This is a genomic window from Arthrobacter sp. M2012083, from assembly GCF_000281065.1.
GTDB lineage: Bacteria > Actinomycetota > Actinomycetes > Actinomycetales > Micrococcaceae > Arthrobacter.
This window is the reverse complement of the sequence record NZ_AKKK01000013.1, coordinates 171,403-192,225: the sequence shown is the minus strand read 5'-3', so window position 1 is coordinate 192,225 and position 20,823 is coordinate 171,403. Positions and strand designations below refer to the sequence as shown.

23 protein-coding genes are annotated in these 20,823 nt (G+C 62.5%); 11 read left to right on the top strand and 12 right to left on the bottom strand.

Annotation, left to right across the window (positions count from 1 at the left end; translation table 11 throughout):
* Nucleotides 1-57: 57 nt before the first annotated feature.
* Nucleotides 58-1,098 carry a UDP-glucose 4-epimerase GalE gene (galE, locus tag A477_RS0108715; protein WP_026005471.1) on the bottom strand — a complete coding sequence of 347 codons (1,041 nt, stop codon included), beginning with the start codon at nucleotides 1,096-1,098 and terminating at the stop codon, nucleotides 58-60.
* Nucleotides 1,099-1,178: 80 nt separating this feature from the next.
* On the opposite strand from galE, the gene A477_RS0108710 reads away from it, so the two are divergent.
* Together A477_RS0108710 and A477_RS0108705 are read left to right on the top strand one after the other, a co-directional pair.
* Nucleotides 1,179-1,799 carry a TetR/AcrR family transcriptional regulator gene (locus A477_RS0108710; protein ID WP_017198623.1) on the top strand — a complete coding sequence of 207 codons (621 nt, stop codon included), beginning with the start codon at nucleotides 1,179-1,181 and terminating at the stop codon, nucleotides 1,797-1,799.
* A gap of 108 nt (nucleotides 1,800-1,907) precedes the next feature.
* Nucleotides 1,908-2,519, top strand: coding sequence for a hypothetical protein (locus tag A477_RS0108705; protein ID WP_017198622.1), 612 nt, complete (start codon nucleotides 1,908-1,910; stop codon nucleotides 2,517-2,519).
* A gap of 17 nt (nucleotides 2,520-2,536) precedes the next feature.
* Here the strand turns inward: A477_RS0108705 and A477_RS0108700 are convergent, their stop codons facing one another.
* Nucleotides 2,537-3,379 (bottom strand): hypothetical protein, encoded by an 843-nt coding sequence (locus tag A477_RS0108700; RefSeq protein ID WP_017198621.1) that lies wholly within the window; start codon nucleotides 3,377-3,379, stop codon nucleotides 2,537-2,539.
* 13 nt (nucleotides 3,380-3,392) lie between these two features.
* On the bottom strand, nucleotides 3,393-4,418 hold the full coding sequence (gene dapD / locus A477_RS0108695; RefSeq protein ID WP_017198620.1) for a 2,3,4,5-tetrahydropyridine-2,6-dicarboxylate N-succinyltransferase: 1,026 nt from the start codon (nucleotides 4,416-4,418) through the stop codon (nucleotides 3,393-3,395).
* Nucleotides 4,419-4,503: 85 nt separating this feature from the next.
* Between dapD and dapE the strand changes: the two genes are divergently transcribed.
* Nucleotides 4,504-5,628, top strand: coding sequence for a succinyl-diaminopimelate desuccinylase (gene dapE / locus A477_RS0108690; protein ID WP_017198619.1), 1,125 nt, complete (start codon nucleotides 4,504-4,506; stop codon nucleotides 5,626-5,628).
* A gap of 89 nt (nucleotides 5,629-5,717) precedes the next feature.
* On the opposite strand, the gene A477_RS0108685 is transcribed toward dapE, so the two are convergent.
* The 4 genes from A477_RS0108685 to A477_RS0108670 all read right to left on the bottom strand — a co-directional run bounded on the left by A477_RS0108685 (nucleotide 5,718) and on the right by A477_RS0108670 (nucleotide 9,013).
* On the bottom strand, nucleotides 5,718-6,584 hold the full coding sequence (locus A477_RS0108685; RefSeq protein WP_017198618.1) for an amino acid ABC transporter permease: 867 nt from the start codon (nucleotides 6,582-6,584) through the stop codon (nucleotides 5,718-5,720).
* Nucleotides 6,581-7,231: an amino acid ABC transporter permease gene (locus tag A477_RS0108680; protein WP_017198617.1), complete on the bottom strand. Its 651-nt coding sequence runs from the start codon at nucleotides 7,229-7,231 to the stop codon at nucleotides 6,581-6,583. Before A477_RS0108680 ends, A477_RS0108685 begins: the two co-directional genes overlap by 4 nt.
* A gap of 92 nt (nucleotides 7,232-7,323) precedes the next feature.
* Nucleotides 7,324-8,202 carry a glutamate ABC transporter substrate-binding protein gene (locus A477_RS0108675; protein WP_017198616.1) on the bottom strand — a complete coding sequence of 293 codons (879 nt, stop codon included), beginning with the start codon at nucleotides 8,200-8,202 and terminating at the stop codon, nucleotides 7,324-7,326.
* 55 nt (nucleotides 8,203-8,257) lie between these two features.
* On the bottom strand, nucleotides 8,258-9,013 hold the full coding sequence (locus tag A477_RS0108670) for an amino acid ABC transporter ATP-binding protein (RefSeq protein ID WP_011775438.1): 756 nt from the start codon (nucleotides 9,011-9,013) through the stop codon (nucleotides 8,258-8,260).
* A 163-nt stretch (nucleotides 9,014-9,176) separates the two neighbouring features.
* On the opposite strand from A477_RS0108670, the gene A477_RS0108665 reads away from it, so the two are divergent.
* The 4 genes from A477_RS0108665 to A477_RS22965 all read left to right on the top strand — a co-directional run bounded on the left by A477_RS0108665 (nucleotide 9,177) and on the right by A477_RS22965 (nucleotide 12,086).
* On the top strand, nucleotides 9,177-10,016 hold the full coding sequence (locus tag A477_RS0108665; protein ID WP_017198615.1) for an LOG family protein: 840 nt from the start codon (nucleotides 9,177-9,179) through the stop codon (nucleotides 10,014-10,016).
* Nucleotides 10,017-10,034: 18 nt separating this feature from the next.
* Entirely contained in the window at nucleotides 10,035-10,376 is a 342-nt protein-coding gene (locus A477_RS0108660) for a DivIVA domain-containing protein (RefSeq protein WP_017198614.1), read from the top strand.
* A 104-nt stretch (nucleotides 10,377-10,480) separates the two neighbouring features.
* Nucleotides 10,481-11,692, top strand: coding sequence for a putative hexosyltransferase (locus tag A477_RS0108655; protein WP_026005470.1), 1,212 nt, complete (start codon nucleotides 10,481-10,483; stop codon nucleotides 11,690-11,692).
* 226 nt (nucleotides 11,693-11,918) lie between these two features.
* Complete coding sequence (locus A477_RS22965) at nucleotides 11,919-12,086, top strand: DUF3117 domain-containing protein (RefSeq protein ID WP_009357720.1); 168 nt, start codon at nucleotides 11,919-11,921, stop codon at nucleotides 12,084-12,086.
* Between the two features lie 108 nt (nucleotides 12,087-12,194).
* Here the strand turns inward: A477_RS22965 and A477_RS0108645 are convergent, their stop codons facing one another.
* Nucleotides 12,195-12,827 (bottom strand): O-methyltransferase, encoded by a 633-nt coding sequence (locus tag A477_RS0108645; RefSeq protein WP_017198612.1) that lies wholly within the window; start codon nucleotides 12,825-12,827, stop codon nucleotides 12,195-12,197.
* Nucleotides 12,828-13,063: 236 nt separating this feature from the next.
* Between A477_RS0108645 and sigE the strand changes: the two genes are divergently transcribed.
* Genes sigE through A477_RS0108630 form a run of 3 tightly spaced genes read left to right on the top strand, consistent with a single transcriptional unit; the run spans nucleotide 13,064 to nucleotide 15,027 of the window.
* Nucleotides 13,064-13,687, top strand: coding sequence for an RNA polymerase sigma factor SigE (gene sigE, locus A477_RS0108640; protein ID WP_017198611.1), 624 nt, complete (start codon nucleotides 13,064-13,066; stop codon nucleotides 13,685-13,687).
* A 7-nt stretch (nucleotides 13,688-13,694) separates the two neighbouring features.
* Nucleotides 13,695-14,609: a hypothetical protein gene (locus A477_RS0108635; protein ID WP_237715757.1), complete on the top strand. Its 915-nt coding sequence runs from the start codon at nucleotides 13,695-13,697 to the stop codon at nucleotides 14,607-14,609.
* Nucleotides 14,610-14,640: 31 nt separating this feature from the next.
* Nucleotides 14,641-15,027, top strand: coding sequence for a twin-arginine translocase TatA/TatE family subunit (locus A477_RS0108630; protein ID WP_017198609.1), 387 nt, complete (start codon nucleotides 14,641-14,643; stop codon nucleotides 15,025-15,027).
* Between the two features lie 55 nt (nucleotides 15,028-15,082).
* Here A477_RS0108630 and A477_RS0108625 read toward each other — a convergent pair whose 3' ends face one another.
* The 3 genes from A477_RS0108625 to A477_RS0108615 are packed head-to-tail and all read right to left on the bottom strand — an operon-like array spanning nucleotide 15,083 to nucleotide 18,210.
* A complete protein-coding gene (locus A477_RS0108625) occupies nucleotides 15,083-16,210 on the bottom strand; it encodes an Mrp/NBP35 family ATP-binding protein (protein WP_017198608.1) in 1,128 nt (375 codons plus the stop codon).
* Nucleotides 16,211-16,214: 4 nt separating this feature from the next.
* Nucleotides 16,215-16,946 (bottom strand): DUF1003 domain-containing protein, encoded by a 732-nt coding sequence (locus A477_RS0108620; protein WP_017198607.1) that lies wholly within the window; start codon nucleotides 16,944-16,946, stop codon nucleotides 16,215-16,217.
* Entirely contained in the window at nucleotides 16,927-18,210 is a 1,284-nt protein-coding gene (locus A477_RS0108615) for a magnesium transporter MgtE N-terminal domain-containing protein (RefSeq protein WP_011775428.1), read from the bottom strand. Before A477_RS0108615 ends, A477_RS0108620 begins: the two co-directional genes overlap by 20 nt.
* Nucleotides 18,211-18,286: 76 nt before the next feature.
* On the opposite strand from A477_RS0108615, the gene A477_RS0108610 reads away from it, so the two are divergent.
* Entirely contained in the window at nucleotides 18,287-19,126 is an 840-nt protein-coding gene (locus tag A477_RS0108610; protein ID WP_026005469.1) for a YflT domain-containing protein, read from the top strand.
* Nucleotides 19,127-19,220: 94 nt separating this feature from the next.
* Here the strand turns inward: A477_RS0108610 and A477_RS0108605 are convergent, their stop codons facing one another.
* A complete protein-coding gene (locus tag A477_RS0108605; RefSeq protein WP_026005468.1) occupies nucleotides 19,221-20,795 on the bottom strand; it encodes an aminopeptidase P family protein in 1,575 nt (524 codons plus the stop codon).
* Between the last annotated feature and the right edge of the window lie 28 nt (nucleotides 20,796-20,823).

The following is a 20,823-nucleotide window of genomic DNA, read 5'->3' as shown; positions in this document are numbered from 1 at the left end:
CGCACACCTCGCGCGAGGTGTGCGGCCGCCGTCGTTGGTTGCTGAAGCGGTGCTCGCCTAAGCGTTGCTCGTCGCGGCAGCCTCAGCTGCGTTGTAGCCGTAAGGGTTGTTCTTCTGCCAGCGCCAGTGGTCCTCGCACATCTGGTCCACGGTCTTTGTGGTGGACCATCCAAGGTCGGCAAGGGCGGAGGAAGCGTCAGCCCAGAAGGCGGGGAGATCGCCGGCGCGGCGGTCGGTGATCTCGTACGGGATCGGCCGGCCCACGGCCTTCTCGAAGGAACGCAGGACCTCCAGAACGGACGAACCGCGTCCGGAGCCCAGGTTCCAGCGACGGACGCCGGCGCGCTCGGCGATGTAGTTCAGGGCTGCTACGTGGCCATCGGCCAGATCCACTACGTGGATGTAGTCGCGCTGCGCAGTGCCATCGGGGGTGTCGTAGTCTCCGCCGAAGACCATGAGCTTCTCGCGGCGGCCCACTGCTACCTGTGCAATGAAGGGGACGAGGTTGTTCGGGATGCCCTGGGGGTCCTCGCCGATGCGGCCGGACGGGTGCGCTCCAACCGGGTTGAAATAGCGCAGCAGTGCGATATGCCAGCGGTCATCCGCGTTGCCCAGGTCCGAGAGGATGTCCTCGATCTGTTCCTTGGTGCGGCCGTAAGGGTTGTTGGCGCCGATTTCCATCTTCTCGATGTAAGGAATCGGGTTGTGCTCGCCGTACACCGTGGCCGAGGAGCTGAAGACGATGGAGCGCACGTTGTGCTTGTCCATGGCGCGGAGCAGGTTCAGGGTGCCCACGATGTTGTTGTAGTAGTAGGCGAGGGGTTCCTGGACGGACTCTCCTACGGCCTTCAGCCCCGCGAAGTGGATCACGGCGTCGATCTGGTGCTGGTCGAAGACGGCCTCAACCGCGGGCTCGTCCACCAGGTCCACCTTGTGGAAGGCGGCAGTTTTGCCGGTGAGCTCCGAAACCCGGCGGAGGGATTCCTCGCTGGAGTTCACAAGGTTGTCGAGCACAACGACGTCGTGGCCGGCTTCCTGAAGGGACAAAACGGTGTGGGAACCGATGTAGCCGGTGCCACCCGTGACAAGAATTTTCATGGTTCCTACGCTATCGGAAATCGGAGCCACGCCGCTCTGTGTTGAGCGGTGTTGAAGCACGTTCGTGCTAAAAACTACTGGTGCCCAAAATTGTTGATGCCGAAGCCCGGCGCCATGACGTTGTCCAAGCCGTCTTCCGGATTATCGCCAGCGATGGTTTGGAGCGGGCATCACTGAGGGAAGTAGCTGACGAAGCAGGGCTGGCTGTCGGTTCGGTGCGGCACTACTTCGCCAGCAGTGATGAACTTCTGGTTTTCTCCTTCGCGGCCGTGATCGACCGTATTGCCGGGCGTCTTGAGGCGGCACTCGCGAACGTCGAGGACGCCTCACCTGGAAGCCCCGGGCAGCACAACGCTGTGCTGAATCTCCTCGGCCAGTTCCTGCCCTTGGACGAGGAACTCGCAGTAGATGCCTGCGTGTGGATGGCGTTCCGGCACGCAGCACGGATCAAGCCCGTCCTGGCGGACGAAGCCGGGCGAAGCCACCGCACCGTGGCCGCCGTCGTCGGTCGGCTCATCATGCTCCTGAATCCCGGTGAAACTGACGCACAGCAAACCCTTGTCACGGAAGCGGAGAGGCTCCTGGCCACCATGGACGGGCTGTGCATGCATGCGCTTCTGCAGCCCGAGTGGATGACCGCAGAGATGTGTAGCGACGTCCTCACGGCTCACCTGCGCTCCCTGGGGGCAGTGCCTGCCTAGGGATGCCGTTGCTACCCACACCGTAAGAGGCGATTAACGCCATTACTGTCAGGAGCCATCGGGAATAGACTGGGACATGTCGGGGACCTGCCAAAGGGAGGAATTCGCATGCACGAGTCTGGCGGCCCGGGATGGCGCATCACTATGGATACGTCCGGGCCGATGCTCATCGCCCTGTACTTGCGCGACGTAGCGGGACTGGATGGTGCCGGCAAACCGATGCTCTCCCAGGCATCTCCTAAAGTCCGTCATGCAGACCACAAGCACCTCACCTCTGACGTCGGAGGTATCACGGCACTGAAGACCGAGTGGGAGGCGTGGTGGGAGAGCCTGGTGAAGTCGTACCCCAACCCGGCACCCGAGTTGGCTCCACCAAGCTTCAAGGCCTTCGGCAACTCACCGGCACTCCAACGCGTCCTGCAGGCACATTTCGGCTCCGCACTCGGATGGGCTACGGACAGGATTGACGAATATGCCCATCTTGAAGCCGCCCGTGAAGCCAACGGGGTGACTCATGTACTGAATGAAATGGTGGAGGACAGGCTCCTCGAGGTCGGCCGCAGTTCCCGGGATTTCGAACTCACCATCATTGAGCTGCCTCTCAATGAACCCCGGGCCTGGTACCTGGAACCGAGCACCATGATCATGAGCCACCGGTTGCTCTCCGAGCCCGATGTGTTCCGTAGCTACGTCCAACCGGTAGTGGAGATGCTGGCCTGATAGGGCCGTCCAAAAATTCAGGTGGTTGGCGCTGAAACGGTGATGGTGACCGTCTCTGTGGGAGCGGCGGAGGGTTGCCATCCGTCGCGTTTCTCCCGGTTCCACGTCTGGCCGGCCAAATCCACCTGCGTGATGGACAGCGTCTTGGCGTTTGCCACTGCCCAATGTGCCATCGCCCACGCCTGCGTTCCGCCAATTTCCAGCTGAACCGAGCGGCCCTGGACGGTGGCCGCTTGGGGGCCGAACGCCGTCGTGAGTTCATCGACGACGACGGCCGGGTCACCTGCAGCCTCCGGCATGCGCAATTCGCAATTCAATGACGAGGTGGAGTGTCCGGTGAGGGCGGAAGCGAAGGCCCGGCCCATGCCCTCGTGCTGGGCGTAAGCGCGGGGGAAGGCGGAACGTTGGACCGCTTGGGCGGCTTGGGTAATCTCCATGGTCTCGTAGCCGGGCACCTTGACCAGTCCGTCAAAGAAGGCGTTGCTTGCATAGACAGGGTCCATCACCTGTTCCTCGGTTCCCCAGCCTTGCGAGGGGCGCTGCTGGAACAAGCCGCGCGAGTCGGGTCCGGCGTCGTCGCCGTAGTTGATGTTGCGCAGCCTGGATTCCTGCATGGCTGTGGCAAGAGCGATGCTCGCCGCCCTGGGTGGAAGCCCCCGCCGGACGGAGATGGCCGAGATGAGCGATGCGTTGGCGGTCTGGTCCGTGGCGAGCTCATGGCTTTCAGAGCCGACGACGGCGAAGCAGCGCTCCGTGACCAGGGTCTCGGAGCGCTGCAGCACGGCAACTATCGCGTAAATGGCACCTGCTACGAGGGCCAAAGCCAGCACCGCAACGATGGCGCGGCGGAACCGGCGCATTGATTCTCTCCTGCTAGTTGGCGTGGAGAGCCTCATTCAGCTCCACTGTCTGGCCTTTGCGCGGAAGGACTTCCACGCCGCCGGTGGTGGAATTACGTCGGAAGAGGAGGTTCGGGACGCCGGAAAGTTCCACGGCCTTGATGATCTTGCTGGTGTCCTCGCCGTTCTCGTCCTTGGGGCCTGGAACGCGTACACGGGTGCCTGCGGTGACGTACAGGCCAGCCTCCACGACGGAGTCGTCGCCGATGCTGATGCCCACGCCGGAGTTGGCACCGAGCAGTACACGCTCGCCCAGGGCGATTTTTTCCTTGCCACCGCCGGAGAGCGTGCCCATGATGGACGCTCCACCGCCGACGTCCGTGCCGTCGCCGGCCACGACGCCTGCCGAGATGCGGCCTTCCACCATGGAGGTGCCCAGGGTTCCGGCGTTGAAGTTCACGAAGCCTTCGTGCATGACCGTGGTGCCTTCGGCGAGGTGGGCACCCAAACGGACGCGGTCGGCGTCGGCAATGCGCACACCAGTGGGAACGACGTAGTCGACCATCCGCGGGAACTTGTCCACGCCGAAGACCACAACGTTGCCGCGCTTGCGCAGGCGGGCGCGGGTCAGCTCGAAGCCGTCCACGGCTGCCGGTCCAAAGTTGGTCCATACGACATTGGGCAGCTTGCCGAACACGCCGTCCAGGTTGATGCTGTTGGGCTTGACCAGGCGGTGGGAGAGCAGGTGCAGGCGCAGGTAGGCGTCGGCCGTGTCTGCGGGAGCTGCGTCGAGGTCAATCTGTGCGAAGACCACCTTCTGCTCGGTTCCGCGGTCGGCGTCCTTGCCGTCCTCGGCAAGTGCAAGAAGTGCGGGATCGGCGTTGTCCACGTCGCGCAAGGTCTCGGCGGCGACGCCCAGAGCGGGCGCGGGGTACCAAACGTCCAGCACGGTTGCTTCCCCGGAAGCCGAGGTGGCGATGGTGGCGAGGCCGAAGCCATAGGCCGATCGTTGGTTGACGGGCGCGTTTACGGGCACAGCAGAGGAAGCAGTTTCAGTCATGGGGCAAGTCTATCCAGCAGGCAGAGGTCGGTTAAAACCCGTCTCATGCCATAGAAGTCGCATTTGCGGGCATTAGGCTGGACGGGTGACCCTGAACCCTGCTCCCGCCCTCCTTGACCTGCGCCAGGACGTTGCCTTGCTGACGGCCGCGATCATTGACTTCAACAGCGTGTCCGGCAACGAGACCGAGCTCGCTGACGCCGTCGAGTCCGCTCTACGCGCCATCCCCGCCTATACCGTGACCCGGGACGGCGACGCCATCATCGCGCGCACCGAACTTGGCCGGTCCGAGCGCGTTATCCTGGCGGGACATCTGGACACCGTACCCCTGCCCACCGTGCCGGGCTCGTTGGGTACTGTTCCGGCCACGTGGGAGTCCGGTGTCCCCGGCGAAGGCGTCCTTTACGGGCGTGGCACCACGGACATGAAGGGCGGCGTTGCGGTGCAGCTCGCCCTGGCGGCAACATTGTTCGACGACGGCGGGCAGCCCGACAAGGATGTCACCTTCGTCTTTTACGACCATGAAGAAGTGGAAGCGGTCAAGAGCGGCCTTGGAAGGTTGGTCCGCAACCACGGGGATCTTCTACAGGGCGACTTCGCGATCCTGCTGGAGCCGACTCACGGAACGGTGGAAGGTGGTTGTAACGGCACCAGCCGTTTCGAAGCCACTACCGTCGGCGAAACAGCCCACTCAGCCCGGGCATGGATGGGCGTCAATGCGATCCACGCCGCGGCGCCCATCCTCGAACGGCTCGCCGCCTACGAGCCGCAGACCATCAACGTGGACGGCCTCGATTACCGCGAGAGCCTGAACGCGGTGAAGATCAAGGGTGGAACTGCGGGGAACGTCATCCCGGACCGTTGCGTGGTGGAAATCAACTACCGGTTCGCGCCGGACAAGACGCCGGACCAAGCCGAAGCCCACGTCCGGGACCTTCTGGAAGGATTCGACGTCGTCCGCACGGACGCCGCTGCCGGCGCCAGGCCCGGACTCAACCACCCCGCCGCCGCATCCTTCGTTGCCGCAGTAGGCGCCGAGCCGAAGCCCAAGTATGGTTGGACCGACGTCGCGCGTTTCAGCGAGTTGGGCATCCCGGCAGTGAACTTCGGACCCGGTGATCCGTTGCTGGCGCACAAGGACAACGAACACGTCGACGCCGACGCTGTCCGTGAGTGCCTCCGTGCACTGAGGACGTGGCTGGCGCCGTAGTCCCGGAGCATCCCGCTCGGCACATGAAGAAGGTCCGCAGCCTGGTGACTTGGTCACTGTGGCTGCGGACCTTCTTCTTTGCTACAGAGCTACTTCTTATCGGTACCCGGTACGTTGACTTCAAGATCCACCGTCTTGATGGCCGAGGCCACGCCGCCGGCCGTCTTCTTGGAACCGCGGCGCTCAATCATGATTGCAATCCGTGACACCGTCAGGTTGATCAGGATATAGATCGCAGCACCTACGAAGAACGCAGGGAAGAGGAAGTCCGGGCCCAGGAAGTCGGCCATGATCTGGATCTTCCGCAGGAGTTCCTCGTAGCCCACGATGTAGCCGAGCGAGGTGTCCTTGAGCAGAACCACCAGCTGGGCCACCAAGGACGGAAGCATCCGGCGAACTGCCTGGGGGAACTCGATGGACATCCGTGACTGGAAGCTTCGGAGGCCGATGGCAAGACCAGCCTCGCGCTGTCCCTTGGGGAGGGACTGGATGCCCGCACGCAGGATCTCAGCAAAGATGGCGGCGTTGTAGAGAACCAGGCCAACAACGACGGCTTGGAACTGACCCGTGGCGAAAACCAACAGGACGAACAACATCATGAGGACCACGGGCATGCCGCGGAGGAACTCAAGCACCACCTGCGTGGGAATCCGGATCCAGGGAATCAGGGAGATACGCAGCAGGCAGAGCGCGATGCCCAGGGGGAATGCGATCACGGCTGCCACGGCAGCTGCGGCCAAGGTGGAGAGAATGCCTTGGCCGATCAGGTTCCAGACGTCCGGTGCCATGGGACCGTAGAAGATCTCCCAGCGGTCGGCGTCGAAAATGCCCTGCTGTGCCAGCGTTACGACGGCAATGGCGAGGATGCCGAGGATGATCAGGATTCCGGCGGCGGAGCCCAGGAGCGAATAGAGGCGGGCCTTGGGCCCGGGGACGTCGTACAGGACCGATGTCATCGGGCAATCGCCACCTTTCGTTCAACAAAGTGCGCCAGAAGTCCCAGCGGAACTGTGATCAGGAGGTAGAAGAAAGCCACCCCGAGGAGTATCCAAAGGACTTGGTTGCCGTAGTCGTTGGAGAGCTGGCGGCCGTAGCCGAAAAGCTCCAGGACGAAGAACGCGCCGGCCACTGAGGAGTTCTTGACCAAGGCAATCAAGATGTTGATCAACGGAGGTATGACGGTGCGTACGGCTTGGGGGAGGACGATGAAGCCCAACACCTGGGTGAAGGTCATGCCGACGCTGCGGGCAGCTTCTGCTTGGCCCACAGGCACGCTGTTGACGCCGGAACGGACGGCTTCGGCGATGAAGGCCGCCGTGTAGCTGCTCAATGCGATGATGGCCGCGACTTCGAATTGTTCAAACTTAACGCCCAACCGCGGCAGGACAATGGCGGCGAAGAAGAAAATGATGGTGAGGGGGGTGTTACGCGCCACTTCAACATAGAACATGCTGAAACCGCGAAGTGCTGCCACGGGGGAAACCCTCATGGCTGCCAGGAGTGTGCCGACAACGAGGGCAATGATTCCTGAAATTATGGAGAGATAGAGGGTTCGGAGAAATCCGTCCCAATACTCGGGGAGGCTTGCTATGACGGCGTCCATGGCTTCCTTTGGCTGCAGCTAATCAGGGAACAGGGTCCTGGATTCGTCAACTGCCGCCGTCCGGGTGGGCGGCGGCAGTTGACGGGTCCCGACTAGTAGCGGTCGATCGTAGGAAGTTCAGGAGCGGTCTTGATGACCTTGCCTGCAGTGGCTTCCCAAGCCTTCTTGTAGGTGTCGTCCTTGGCGAATTCCTCAAGCTGGTCGTTGATCCAGTTGCGGAAAACGGTGTCGTCCTTCTTCAAGCCGATGCCGTAAGGCTCCTTGGTGAAGGTTTCATCGGAAGCAAGCTTGAAGGCGTCCGGTTCCTTGTCCACGTAGCCGGCGAGGATGACGTTGTCAGTGGTGACGGCGACAACCTGCTTGTTGCGCAGCGGCTCCAGGCAAGCGGTGTAGGTGGCCGCAGGGACTACCTCAGCACCATACTTCTCGGCGATGGTCTTGGCCGGGGTGGAACCCGTGACGGAGCAGACCTTCTTGCCGGAGACGTCTTCGGGCTTGGTGATGGAGGTGTCGTCCTTGTTCACCAACAGTGCCTGGCCTGCTTCGTAGTACGGTCCGGCGAAAGCGACCTTTTCCTTACGGGCATCGTTGATGGTGTACGTGGCGATCACAAGATCGACGCGGCCCTGCTCGATGAACGACTCACGGTTCTGGGAGACAGTCTCTACCCACTCGATCTTGTCAGCCTGAATTCCAAGCTTGGCCGCGATTGCCTTGCCCATTTCGACGTCGAAACCGACAGGCTTGCCGTCCAGGCCCTTCTGGCCGAACAACGGCTGGTCGAACTTAGTGCCGATCTTGATCGTCCCGGCCTTGTTCAGCTTCTCCATGGTGGTGCCGGCTTCGAAGCTCGCCGAGGCAACGGGGGGAGTGGTGGTGCTGCTGCCGCCGCCGCAAGCGCTCAGGGAGAGAGCAAGCGCAGCCGATGCGGCCACCAGGAGTGACTTCCTCCGGGTAATAAGAGACTTCATGACGTTCCTTTCATTGAGTGGCCGCCTTACGGCCGGGGGTGCTGGCGGTAAGGAGCTAGTGGGTCAAGAGCTTGGACAAGAAGTCCTTGGCACGGGTGCTCTTCGGGTTGGTGAAGAATTCCTCGGGAGTTGCGTCTTCCACGATCTGACCGTCGGCCATGAACACCACTCGGTCAGCGGCCTTGCGGGCGAAGCCCATCTCGTGGGTGACCACGATCATGGTCATGCCTTCCTTGGCCAGCTGGATCATGACGTCCAGTACTTCGTTGATCATCTCGGGGTCCAACGCGGACGTGGGCTCGTCGAACAGCATGACCTTCGGCTTCATGGCGAGAGCGCGGGCAATTGCCACACGCTGCTGCTGGCCGCCGGAGAGCTGGGCGGGAAGCTTCGGGGCTTGGTGCCCGACGCCTACACGCTCAAGGAGGGCCATGGCCTCCTTGTCGGCCGTACCCTTGGCCACCTTCTTAACCTTGATGGGACCCAGCGTGACGTTCTCAAGAATCGTCTTGTGGGCGAACAGGTTGAAGGACTGGAACACCATGCCGACGTCGGCACGCAAGTGTGCGAGGTCCTTGCCTTCTTCGGGAAGCTTCTTCCCGTCGATGGCGATGTCGCCGTCGTCGATGGTTTCCAAACGGTTGATCGCACGGCAGAGAGTGGATTTACCGGAACCGGAAGGTCCGATAACCACCACGACTTCACCCTTCTGAACCTGGAGGTTGATGTCTTTGAGGACGTGCAATTGACCGTAGTGCTTGTTGACGCCGTTCAGGGAGACGAGGGCATCGCCGGACGCTTGAGTAGTCATACGACGAATCTAGCGAACAAAGAAGCAAATATGACCACGGTCACGGCAACTTCCTGAAGATCGTGACTGAACAGAAACCTGCCCCACAGCGATATACCAGACTGCAATGCAAGAAGCGGGTCGCAGCGACGGAGCAGGCCTTCATCCGCGCTAGCCTTGGGCAATGAGCATCAGCCAGCACCCAGTTCCCCACCCCGATGCCAACGGCCGCGTCGAGGGTACCCATGTGCCGCTCCCCTCGGAGATCGCGCCCGCCAAGCACAAGGGTCCCTTGGAGCTTCGACGTAAACAGGCAGACACGGGGATGTCGGACCAGCATCTGCTGGATACGAGCGGTGCCGGGCAGTTCATCCATACCGATCCCTGGCGCGTCCTGAGGATCCAAAGCGAGTTCGTGGAGGGCTTCGGGGCCCTTGCCGACCTGGGGCCTGCCGTCAGCGTGTTCGGTTCAGCGCGTACCAAGCCCGGAACCGAGTACTACGAGATGGCCGTCGATGTGGGACGCAAACTCGCTGAAGCCGGAGTCGCGGTGATCACCGGTGGCGGACCCGGATCCATGGAAGCTGCCAACAAGGGCGCCGTGGAAGGAAATGGAGTCTCCGTTGGCTTGGGCATCGAACTGCCTTTCGAACAGGGTCTCAACCAGTGGGTGGACCTGGGCATCAACTTCCGGTACTTCTTCGCCCGCAAAACCATGTTCGTCAAGTACGCGCAGGGCTTCGTGGTGCTTCCTGGAGGACTCGGCACCCTCGATGAGTTGTTCGAGGCCATGGTGCTTGTCCAAACCCGCAAAGTGACGTCGTTCCCCATTGTGCTGCTTGGTGTTCGGTTCTGGGGACCCATGATTGAGTGGATCAAGGACACCCTGGTGGCAGAAGGAATGGTTTCCGAGAAGGACCTTGACCTGATCCAACTGGTGGATGACCCAGCCGATGCCGTCCACCGTGTGTTGCACGGTGCACCGCTTCCCCCTACCATCAATGGAAACCAGCGCCCGGAATAGGCGGCTGCTTCTGGCACGATGGATCCTGTGAGCTTTTTCCTGGTGTTTCTCGCGATAGTCCTCATTGGCGCGGCGCTGTATCTCGGCGCCGGGATCGTTCGGGGGCGCTCGATCGGATCGGGACTTGACCAACCGGTCCCCAACTTGCCCGCAGTCCTGCTGCCTGAGGAGGCCAAGCCCTCCGACGTCGACTCCTTGCGCTTTGCGTTGGGCCTTCGCGGGTATCGCATGGATCAGGTTGACCAGGTCCTGGATGAGCTGAGGGACCAGCTACAGGCGAAGGATCGCGAGATCGAACGGCTTGGCGCCTTGGTTCAGCCGCGTCTTGAGGACGGCGAAACCGGCCGGGCCCGGCAGTGAGCTCCCAAGTCCCAGCGCCGAAGGAAGCTGCTGCCACGAAGACACAGGTGCAGCAAGGACCCACCGCACGGCTTTCCCGGGCGTTATCAGCCGTGGTTGCCGGAATGGCTGGGTGGCCCTGGTGGTTGCAGGTTTCCTTGGTCTTTGTGGCTGCCAGGCTGGTCAGCGCCTGTATCTTCATGGCGGCCGCCATTCATCAGGGAATGAACCCCTGGTTCCCGCCGGCTCCGGACTACTGGAACTTCATCACTATCTGGGATGGGCGCTGGTACCAGGAAGCTGCTGACAAGGGATACCCCTCGGTCCTGCCCGTGGACGCCAGTGGCGTAGTCACACAAAATGCGTGGGCGTTCTATGCGCTCTTTCCCTTCCTGGCCCGGGGTCTCTCGGCGGTCACGGGGATAGGAACCCTCCCTTCTCTCACCATCATCGCGATGCTGGCAGGTCTGGGCGCAGCTTTGGTGATCTACAGACTCTTCCGCGAGTTCTCAGGCAGGCGGGCCGCACTGTGGGGCGTCATCTTCGTCTCTACTTTCCCGGTATCACCCATCCTCCAGGTCCCGTATGCCGAGTCCTTGAACCTGTTGCTGTTGTCGGGTTCCTTGCTGCTGGTGGTTCGGCGCCAGTACCTGGCAGCTATCCCGGTAGTGCTCCTGATGTGCCTGTCCAGGCCTACGGGGGTACCTTTTGCAGCCATGGTGGGGTTGCTGTTGCTTTGGCGTTTATGGCAGCGCTTTGGGCCATCCAGGACGCTGTCGGCTCCAGCCTCGGCTTCGCGTTCCAACGGCGCAGGGCCGATGCCGGTGCGCAGCCTGTTGTCGCTGGCCGCATTGGTGTTGGCAGCGGGCGCCGGGGCTCTGGCATGGCCGGCGATTGCTTGGGCCACTACCGGTGATTTAACTGCCTACACACGCACCGAAACAGCTTGGCGGGGGCACGATCTTGTGCCTTTCAAGCCGTGGTTCGACACGGGCAGGATGCTGTTCGGTCCCGTACTGGGTGTGCTGGCCCCTTTCCTTTTCACGGCACTTTTCGTGCTGGTGATGGTGTCAAAGCCAGTCCGGGCGCTCGGAACCGAGTTGCGGCTCTGGTGCGCCTGCTACATGGGCTACCTGCTGGTGTTCCTTCATCCGCAGACCAGTACGTTCCGAATGCTGCTGCCCCTGTTCCCGCTGGCACTGGGGGTGGCGTTGCTGTCCAAGTCCAAGGCGTACCGGGGAACCGTGGTGCTGATGTTCGTCCTCCTCCAGATCGTCTGGGTGGTGTGGCTGTGGGCGTGGGCTCCGCTTCCCGGGGGCGGGGACTACCCGCCCTGACGTGGACGTTTGCCGGACCGGGGGAGTATGTACAAAGCTCGGACAAATAGGTGTTTGATTCGCTACGGACAGGTAATTACGGGATAATGGACTAAGAGCAAGGACAAAGCACCGAAAAGTGCCCGGCCAAGGCGGCCTCCCAAGCGGTGCCGCCGGCTGCAATTGCGACGCGGAACCAGCCCGGCCGGGTTGGCGTGACTTGGGACAAATGGAGGGGATTTTCCTAATGGCGGCTATGAAACCACGTACCGGCGACGGCCCTATGGAAGTTACCAAAGAGGGACGCAGCTTGATCATGCGTGTGCCGCTCGAAGGCGGAGGACGACTCGTTGTCGAGCTCAACGCCGCGGAAGCGGCCAACCTCAAGGAATGCCTCGTAGGCGTTACTGAATAGGCGTTTTGACTAGAGTTACAAAGCAGGGCCCGGCGGCAGTTCAAAGCCCGGGGCCCTGTTTTGTTTAAGCTCTTGCTGCTGGTTCAAGTCCTGGCTTGATGAACCGCCCTACTTCTTGACGGCCACCAAAAGTCCATCGCCGGTGGGCAGCATCGCCGAGGCCAGCCGCTCGTCGTCGCGAATGGCCTTGCCGATCTGACGCAGAACCACGGTGGTGGCATCCCGCGCTGCGGGGTTGGAGACGCGGTCTTTGTCCAGAGCATCGTTGATGACCAGGGTGCCGCCGGACTTCAGGAGGCGGATTGCCTGTTCCACGTACTTGGGAAAGTTTGGCTTGTCGGCGTCGATGAAGACGAGGTCGTAGGCGGAGTCCGTCAGGCGCGGCAACACGTCGGCTGCACGGCCTGAAATGGTACGGGTACGGTTGGCCGGGCTACCCGATTCCAGGAACGCTTCCCTGGCCGCCTTGAGGTGTTCGACGTCCACATCGATAGTGGTCAGCACCGCATGGGGACTCAATCCACGCAGCAGGCAAACCCCGGATACCCCGGCACCTGAGCCGACTTCCACCACTGTCTGCGCTTTCGAAGCTGCCGCGAGCACTGTCAGCACGGCACCTACGCCAGGACTGATGGGGGTGACACCGAGTTCGAAGGAGCGCTCCCGGGCGCGCAACAACACGTCATCCTCAGCCGGCAGATCTTCTGCGTAGGACCAGCTGCTTGACTTGTCGGCACTCATGAAGGGGTTCGCTTTCCGCGGGTAGGGGTGTTTGTACCAAGACTACTGTGTCCGCAACCGTAAACACGTTGCAGGGAAGCCTCCCGCGCCTGTGTCCGCGGCCGATTTCAGCCGTGCGGGGAAATCCTCTGCCAGTCAGGAAATTCCCAGACAAACTTGGGATGATAATGCTCCGGTCATCCATGAGGTGGGCGGCGCCGAAGACTCGGTGAACCACAGTTTGAGGGGAGTGGACGATGCCGGCATCGCATGCTGCGCCAGTCCAAACATCGGAAAGCCTTGAGGCCGTTACTGATTGGGTCATGCCCAGCTGGGAGGAAGTGGTTTCGAACCACTCCGCCAAGGTATATCGCCTCGCCTATCGCCTGACCGGCAACAAGTTCGACGCCGAAGACCTCACCCAGGAAGTTTTCGTCAGGGTGTTCCGTTCCCTTGAGAACTTCAAGCCGGGAACCCTGGATGGCTGGTTGCATCGCATCACCACCAACCTCTTCCTGGACCAGGCACGGCGCAAGAGCCGGATCCGCTTCGACGCGCTTGCTGAGGATGCAGAATCCCGCTTGCCCGGCCGCGAGCCGGGCCCGGAGCAGAGCTTCGAGCACAACAACCTTGACCTTGATGTACAAAGGGCCTTGGAAGAACTCCCGCCGGACTTCCGCGCCGCCGTCGTGCTGTGTGACCTTGAGGGCCTTTCCTATGACGAAGTCGCGGAGGCACTCGGTGTGAAGCTTGGAACCGTCAGGTCCCGTATTCATCGCGGACGGACCATGTTGCGCGAGAAGCTGGCCCACCGTGACCCGCGCCCGGCAGAGGCCCGCAAGCCGCGGCTGAAGATGCCCCGCATCGCCAGCATTCTTTAGGTAGTCGATGCCTCGACGTTCACTTCGTCCGGGAGCCCTGTCCCGGCGCAAATTGGCTGCGCTTCGCCATACACGCAGCCCCGAACACCTGAAGGATTGCTCGGACTGCCGGATCGCGCTGCGCCGGGAACGGCAGTACCTTGAACGCCTCCGTGGTGCGGCCGTGCCCGAAGCCAGCCAGGATCTTGCGGCGCGGTTGATTCAGCACACCGAACGCCTGGCCAACGAACCGGCACCAACGTACTTAACACCGAAATATCCCCGCCGCCGGTTGCGGGGCTTTGGCATTGCGGGTGTTGCTGCCGGCGTCCTGGCGGTGAGCGCAGGAGCCTTGGCACTATCCGCCTATCTGATCGCCGGCGATGAAAGACCACAGGCCCTCGCCGGAACCAGTGATGTTGGCGCGCTTGCCGGTGCCTGGACGGGTAACCCCACAGAAGCCATGGTTGGACCCGCGTTTCGGGCCGGCAGCAAAGTCAGTTTGAGTGCCGCCCAGTTGGAGTCACTGCGGGAAGACGGGTGGGCGTGTCCCGAGCTATCCGGAATGGGCTTCCACGTCGTCTCCGCCCAAGCCACCCTGCACAACGGGAATCCGGCTGTGGAGATCAGGCTCGAAAGCAACGGTCACTACGCCACCATTGTGGAGGAACATCTGCCGGCGGATCGACCCGGCATTGGACGGTCTACGTCGGCGCAGCTTTCTGTCACGCAGGGAAGCCCGTGGAAGGCTGTCTACACTATGCCGGCCGCGGTCATCAGCTATGCCTCCGACCTCCCGGCGGACAGCGCGGACGACGCCGTCCCTGAAATCGTCCGGGCAGGGGAGTCCATGGCGTTGATGTCCGCCGACGAAGATCCGGAAGCCTGGTACCAAAGACTGCTGCGGGGCCTTCAGACCCTGCTCCGTCCCGCCGGTTTATGAGCGGCACCACAGACAAGGTAATCTTCGTAGCGTGTTTGGAATCAACGGCCCGGAGTTCATACTCCTTCTGATTATCGGCGTACTCGTCATCGGTCCCAGCCGTTTGCCCGAATACACTCAAAAGCTCGCCAACCTGGTCAAGGAAGTACGCAGGATGGCTTCCGGCGCCCGTGAGCAGATCAAAGAAGAAGTCGGCATCGATATCGATGAGGTCGACTGGAAGAAGTACGACCCCCGCCAGTATGACCCCCGTCGAATCATCAAGGACGCGCTCCTTGACGACGATACGAAGCCTGTCAGCGCTGGAGCTCCCGCAGCTGCTGCCTCTGCAGTAGATACCAAGCCCAAGGCCCCTGTGAGGGTCATTGAGCGGCTCGCCGAGGGCGAAGCTGCACCGTTCGATTCCGAAGCGACCTGATTCGCAGCAGCTGACAGCCCGGTGGGAGCGCCAGCTCAGCGTGAAGCCGCGCTGCCTAGCGCGGTTGAATCCCCAGGGGCATGCCGGACAGTCCGCGAGGTCGCGTGGCCAAGGCGGCAGCAATACCTTCCATCGCTTTTGCGGCAGCCGTTTCGGGCGCTGCCAGGACCACGGGCTTTCCTGTGTCGCCACCCTCCCGCAAGCGGATGTCCAACGGGATTTGCCCAAGGAGCGGAACGTCGCTGCCCACGGCAGCGCTTAACCGTTCAGCCAGGATGGCACCTCCGCCACTTCCGAATAATTCCATCCGTTCGCCGTCGGGCATTTCCAGGTAGGACATGTTTTCGATGACGCCGGCCACTTTCTGACCTGTCTGGGTGGCGATGGTACCGGCGCGTTCGGCGACGTCCGCAGCAGCTGCCTGCGGCGTGGTGATCACCAGGATTTCCGCGTTGGGCAGGAGCTGAGCCACGGAGATGGCGATGTCGCCCGTGCCCGGAGGCAGGTCGAGGAAGAGGGCATCGAGGTCACCAAAGTAGACGTCGGTGAGGAACTGTTCAAGGGCCCGGTGCAGCATGGGACCGCGCCAGGCTACCGGCTGGTTGCCTGCGACGAACATGCCGATGGAGATGACTTTCACGCCGTAGGCGACGGGCGGCAGGATCATGTCGTCCACCTGCGTGGGCTTCTGGTTGATCCCCATCAGGGCGGGCACGGAGAAGCCGTGCACATCGGCGTCCACGATGCCAACTCGGAGGCCTTGGGCGGCAAGTGCACACGCCAGATTGACGGTGACGGATGACTTGCCCACACCGCCTTTACCGCTGGCTACTGCGTACACCTTGGTCAGGGAGCCAGGCTTGGTGAAGGGTATGCCGCGCTGTCCACCAGGCCCGCGGAGTTGTTCCTTGAGGGCTTCCCGCTGGGCCTGCGTCATGACCTTCAGCTCAACATCCACGCCTGTGACGCCTTCCACCCGGAACAGGGCGTCGGTGGCGTCCTTGGTGATGGTCTCACGCAAGGGGCACCCGGCAATGGTCAACAGAACTGCGACGTGGACGGCGCCGTCATCATCGGCCGACACCGATTCCACCATTCCAAGCTCCGTGATGGGGCGCCGGAGCTCGGGATCAATGACGGTGGCCAAGGCAGCATGCAGCGCCTCGGCAGATGCGATGCTCATGGGCTCAGGCTCGGCTTTCGGGGTTTTCAGGCGATGGCTTGCCGGTGGAATGTTGTGGACCTGCGGCCCGCGGTGGCCGGACCTTCGGAATCTGCTGTGTACGGGGCCCACGCGATTTGTCGCGCTTCTCCTTCAGCTTCTCCTTGACCTTTTCACCCGGCGATTCCGTGCCATCAGCGGAGGCTTCGTTCTCACGGAGTTCCTCCTGGGCATCGATGATGTCTTCCAGCAGGCTTCGGAGCTCGGTCCGGACATAGTCACGGGTTGCTACTTCGCGCAAGGCGATGCGCAGTGACGCCAGTTCCCGGGTCAGGTATTCGGTGTCGGAGAGATTGCGTTCGGCACGCTGGCGGTCCTGCTGGAGCGAGACACGGTCGCGGTCATCCTGCCGGTTTTGGGCCAGCAGAAGGAGCGGCGCCGCGTAGGAAGCCTGGAGGGACAGCATCAGGGTCAGCAGGGTGAATCCCAGCTCCACGCGGTCGAACTGCCAGTCCGTGGGCGCGAACGTGTTCCAGGCAAGCCAAAACACACAGAACACCGTCATGTAGACGAGGAACGTCGGAGTGCCCATGAACCGGGCGAAGCCCTCCGTTGCGTTACCGAAAGCGTCCGGGTTCGGGGAGAACTTGGGCAGGATGCGTTGGCGACCACTCAGGGGCGTGTCAAGGCTACTGTTCGAGCGTCCTGCGGACTTGGGGGATCGGGCGGCGTTGTTATCAGCCAATGCGGCCTCCAAGTTTCCTTATTGGGGCGTCGTCCTCATGGGCGCGCCAGTCATCCGGCAACAGGTGATCCAGCACGTCATCAACAGTCACCGCCCCCACAAGGCGGCCGTCGTCGTCAACGACTGGAAGTGAATTCAGGTTGTACGTGGCCAGGGTGCGGGCCACTTCGCTGATATGGGCTTGGTCCGAGAGCGGCTCGAGGTTCTTGTCCACGAGGTTGCCCAGCGGTTCCGGGGGAGGGAAGCGCAGCAGCTGTTGAATATGCACCACGCCAAGGAAGCGGCCCGTGGGGGTCTCCAAGGGAGGGCGGGCGATGAAGATGGATGAGGCCAGGGCAGGCGAGAGCTCCTCGCGGCGAACGTGGGCCAGGGCCTCGGCCACGGTGGCTTCCGGCGGCAGGATGACCGGGACCGGAGTCATGAGGCCACCGGCGGTGTCTTCGTCGTATTCCAGGAGGCGGCGGACGTCCTCGGCTTCCTGGGGTTCCATGAGTTGAAGCAGTTCTTCTGCCTGCGCGGAAGGTAGCTCGGCCAAGAGGTCGGCGGCGTCGTCCGGATCCATCTCTTCGAGGACGTCAGCGGCGCGTTCCACATCCAGCGCGGAGAGGATCTCCACCTGGTCGTCTTCCGGGAGTTCCTGGAGGACATCGGCGAGGCGCTCGTCCTGAAGCTCACTTGCGACTTCGAAACGTCGCTTGTCGCTCATTTCCTGGAGGGCTTCAGCGAAGTCGGCAGGTTTAAGGTCTTCGTGCGTAGCAACGAACTGCGTGGCGGCCTGGGGCTCGTTGTGGGCGCCGGTCTGGGCATCTGCCCAATCGATGATCAGGGTCTCGTTGCGGCGGAGCCTGCCAAACGGGGACAGGGAGTGTCCCCGGCGGACGAAGAGCTTGCTGACAAACCAGTCCTTGGACCTGTGCTGGTCCATGGCGATGTCTTCGATCGTGGCGTCTCCGCTGCCGTCGGCCAGCGTCACGCGGCGGTCGAACATCTCAGCGACCACCAGTGTCTCGGCGCCGCGCTGCTCGAAGCGGCGCAGGTTGACCAGACCGGTGCAAATGATTTGCGTCTGGTCTATGGACGTTATTCGCGTCATGGGAACAAAAACCCGCTTCTTGCCCGGAACTTCGACCACGATGCCCACCACATGGGGAGCACCACGGGTGCCGCGGGAGAGCACCACGACGTCGCGCAACCGGCCTAGACGATCGCCCAAGGGGTCGAAAACGTCCAAGCCGAGCAAGCGCGCAACAAAGACGCGTGAGGGATGTGTGCTCATGTTTACAGGCTACCGAGTCTGCTCTCTTTTAGCTGAATTCCAGCCGCTACACATGTCCATGAGACACAATGGGGCTATGTCAAACATTTTTGGTGCTCCCAAAGCCGTTGAGGAATCCCGCAGTGTCCCCCAAGGTGACACCGTAGGCTCGTACACCTCGTATTTGGATGCCCAGAAGGCGGTGGACTATCTCGCAGACCAGCAGTTCCCTGTCCAGCTGGTGTCAATCGTGGGCAACGACCTCAAAATGGTGGAGCGGGTGACGGGCCGCCTGAGCTATCCGAGGGTGGCTTTGTCCGGTGCCCTGAGCGGCATGTGGTTCGGCCTCTTCGTCGGCGTCATGCTGTCCTTCTTTACTCCCGCCGGGGGACCGTTCTCCATCATCACATCTGTGCTCATGGGCGCGGCTTTCTTCATGCTGTTCGGCATCGTCACCTATGCCATGCAGCGCGGAAAGCGTGACTTCACCTCGACCAGCCAAGTGGTGGCCACCAACTACGACGTCATCGTCGCTGTAGAGGCAGCCCACGAGGCCCGCCGTTTGCTTCACCAGCTGCCCATGAACCCGTCGCAGGCAGCCGCGCCGCAAGCCAATTACAACCAGGCCAACTACAACCAGCCGAATGTGCCGTTCCAGCAGCCTGGCCAGGGTCCTGAGCGGCCTTCCACCTGGAACGACCCCTACGGCCAGCGCGGCCCCGAAGCCGATGGTTCAACGGCTCCGGAAGGACAGACCGCCGCCGCACCCGTCAACCAGCCGGCTCCGACGCCGGCGCCGGCAGCTGTGCGTTACCCGGACCTCCCGGACGGTCGCCCGCAGTACGGTGTCCGGGTGACCGACGGCCAGGATCCGGCACGGAACGCACCGCAGGAAGACGGAGAGCAGTCCAGCGCCGAGGGCTCGTCCAAGCAGTAGGCGCCTCCGCAGGACGCCAGCCTCCATCAAGCACAAAGGGAAGGCCACCGGATCTCCGGTGGCCTTCCCTTTGTGCTGGCCCGGAAGCCCGCTCTTAGCCCTGGGCTTCCTGGTAGATTCCGGCCATCCAGGATTCGACGTCGTCGGCCTTGCGCGGCAACGCTGCGCTGAGGTTCAGGGGACCGTCTGCGGTCATGAGGATGTCGTCTTCGATGCGGACGCCGATCCCGCGGTACTCCTCGGGAATGGCGAGGTCTTCATTCTTGAAGTAGAGCCCCGGTTCGATGGTGAAAACCATGCCTTCGGTGAGGACTCCATCGAGGTAGAGCTCCCGTTTCGCCTGCGCACAGTCGTGAACGTCCAGGCCAAGGTGGTGGCTTGTGCCGTGCGGCATCCAGCGACGGTGCTGCTGGCCCTCCGGGCTGATGGCTTCCTCCACGGACACCGGCAGCAGGCCCCATTCGGCGAGGCGTTCGGCCAGGACCGTGGTCGCAGCGGTGTGGATGTCGCGGAACTTCACGCCCGGCTGGGCAGCAGCAAATCCGGCATCGGCGGCGTCGAGCACGGCCTCGTAGACCTTGCGCTGGACATCGGTGAACGTACCCGTGGCCGGCAGCGTGCGGGTGATGTCAGCTGTGTAGAGGGAGTCTGCCTCCACACCGGCATCGAGGAGCAGGAGCTCGCCGGCGTTGACAGTTCCGGAGTTGCGGTTCCAGTGCAGCACGGTGGCGTTGTTGCCTGACGCGGCAATGGTGTCGTAGCCGAGTTCGTTGCCTTCCTCGCGGGCGCGGGCAAAAAAGGCGCCCTCCACTACACGTTCGCCCCGCTTGTGGGTCAGTGCGCGAGGGAGGGCCCGCACCACGTCGGCGAAGCCTTCCACGGTTGCTGCCACAGCGATCTTCATCTGCTCGATTTCCCACTCGTCCTTGATGAGGCGCAGCTCTGACAGTGCTTCGCTGAGCTTCTCATCCAGGGCGTCGAGTTCGCCGAGGTCGAGGTTCTCCGGGTCCTTGGCCGTGTTGTAGCGGGCGGTGTCAACCAGTGCATCAATGTTCTCGTCCACCTTGCGGACCAGTCGAATGGAGATACCGCCGATTTCCGGAGCGCCCACATTCTTGGTGATGGCCATCTCAAGCTCGGAGATGTGCGCGGTGGGGAGGCCGAGGCGGGCTTCGAATTCGGCCAGTGTGGGACGCGCACCGATCCAGAACTCGCCGGCGCGCGAGTCCGCGTAGAACTGCTCTGTATCCCGGCCAGCCAGTGGACGGAAGTAGAGGGTGGCAGTGTGGTGTCCGCCGTCGTCGCCCTTTCCTTCAGCAACAGGCTCAAGGATCAGCACGGCTTCGGGCTCGTGGTCGAGGCCCAGGCCGGTGAGGTGGGCGAACCCGGAGTGCGGGCGGAAACGGTAGTCGCAGTCGTTGGAACGGACCTTGAGCGGACCTGCCGGGATGACGAGCCGTTCGCCTTTGAACAGTTCGGAAATAGTACGACGGCGGCGTGCAGCGTGGTCTGCAACGGCGTCGCGCGCGGGTGTCACCTGCGGGGCGGGCGCCCAGTTGCTGGCCATGAAGGCCTTGAAGGCATCGGATGTGGGCCGTTGCGAGCGGTTGTTGACACGCTCTTGCAGTGGCTGGGAGGACGAGTTCTGGGTGTTTTCGGCATCGTTCACCGTTACATCGTCCCACCAGTTAGGTGAG

Coding starts and splice junctions, on each gene's coding strand:
- A477_RS0108615 (WP_011775428.1), bottom strand. CDS start 18,210: ATGAGCACACATCCCTCACGCGTCTTTGTTGCGCGCTTGCTCGGCTTG.
- A477_RS0108700 (WP_017198621.1), bottom strand. CDS start 3,379: ATGCGCCGGTTCCGCCGCGCCATCGTTGCGGTGCTGGCTTTGGCCCTC.
- A477_RS0108685 (WP_017198618.1), bottom strand. CDS start 6,584: ATGACATCGGTCCTGTACGACGTCCCCGGGCCCAAGGCCCGCCTCTAT.
- A477_RS0108675 (WP_017198616.1), bottom strand. CDS start 8,202: ATGAAGTCTCTTATTACCCGGAGGAAGTCACTCCTGGTGGCCGCATCG.
- A477_RS0108610 (WP_026005469.1), top strand. CDS start 18,287: ATGTCAAACATTTTTGGTGCTCCCAAAGCCGTTGAGGAATCCCGCAGT.
- A477_RS0108660 (WP_017198614.1), top strand. CDS start 10,035: ATGGATCCTGTGAGCTTTTTCCTGGTGTTTCTCGCGATAGTCCTCATT.
- galE (WP_026005471.1), bottom strand. CDS start 1,098: ATGAAAATTCTTGTCACGGGTGGCACCGGCTACATCGGTTCCCACACC.
- A477_RS0108665 (WP_017198615.1), top strand. CDS start 9,177: ATGAGCATCAGCCAGCACCCAGTTCCCCACCCCGATGCCAACGGCCGC.
- A477_RS0108635 (WP_237715757.1), top strand. CDS start 13,695: ATGCCTCGACGTTCACTTCGTCCGGGAGCCCTGTCCCGGCGCAAATTG.
- A477_RS22965 (WP_009357720.1), top strand. CDS start 11,919: ATGGCGGCTATGAAACCACGTACCGGCGACGGCCCTATGGAAGTTACC.
- sigE (WP_017198611.1), top strand. CDS start 13,064: ATGCCGGCATCGCATGCTGCGCCAGTCCAAACATCGGAAAGCCTTGAG.
- A477_RS0108655 (WP_026005470.1), top strand. CDS start 10,481: ATGGCTGGGTGGCCCTGGTGGTTGCAGGTTTCCTTGGTCTTTGTGGCT.
- A477_RS0108680 (WP_017198617.1), bottom strand. CDS start 7,231: ATGGACGCCGTCATAGCAAGCCTCCCCGAGTATTGGGACGGATTTCTC.
- A477_RS0108705 (WP_017198622.1), top strand. CDS start 1,908: ATGCACGAGTCTGGCGGCCCGGGATGGCGCATCACTATGGATACGTCC.
- dapD (WP_017198620.1), bottom strand. CDS start 4,418: ATGACTGAAACTGCTTCCTCTGCTGTGCCCGTAAACGCGCCCGTCAAC.
- A477_RS0108670 (WP_011775438.1), bottom strand. CDS start 9,013: ATGACTACTCAAGCGTCCGGCGATGCCCTCGTCTCCCTGAACGGCGTC.
- A477_RS0108625 (WP_017198608.1), bottom strand. CDS start 16,210: ATGAGCATCGCATCTGCCGAGGCGCTGCATGCTGCCTTGGCCACCGTC.
- A477_RS0108645 (WP_017198612.1), bottom strand. CDS start 12,827: ATGAGTGCCGACAAGTCAAGCAGCTGGTCCTACGCAGAAGATCTGCCG.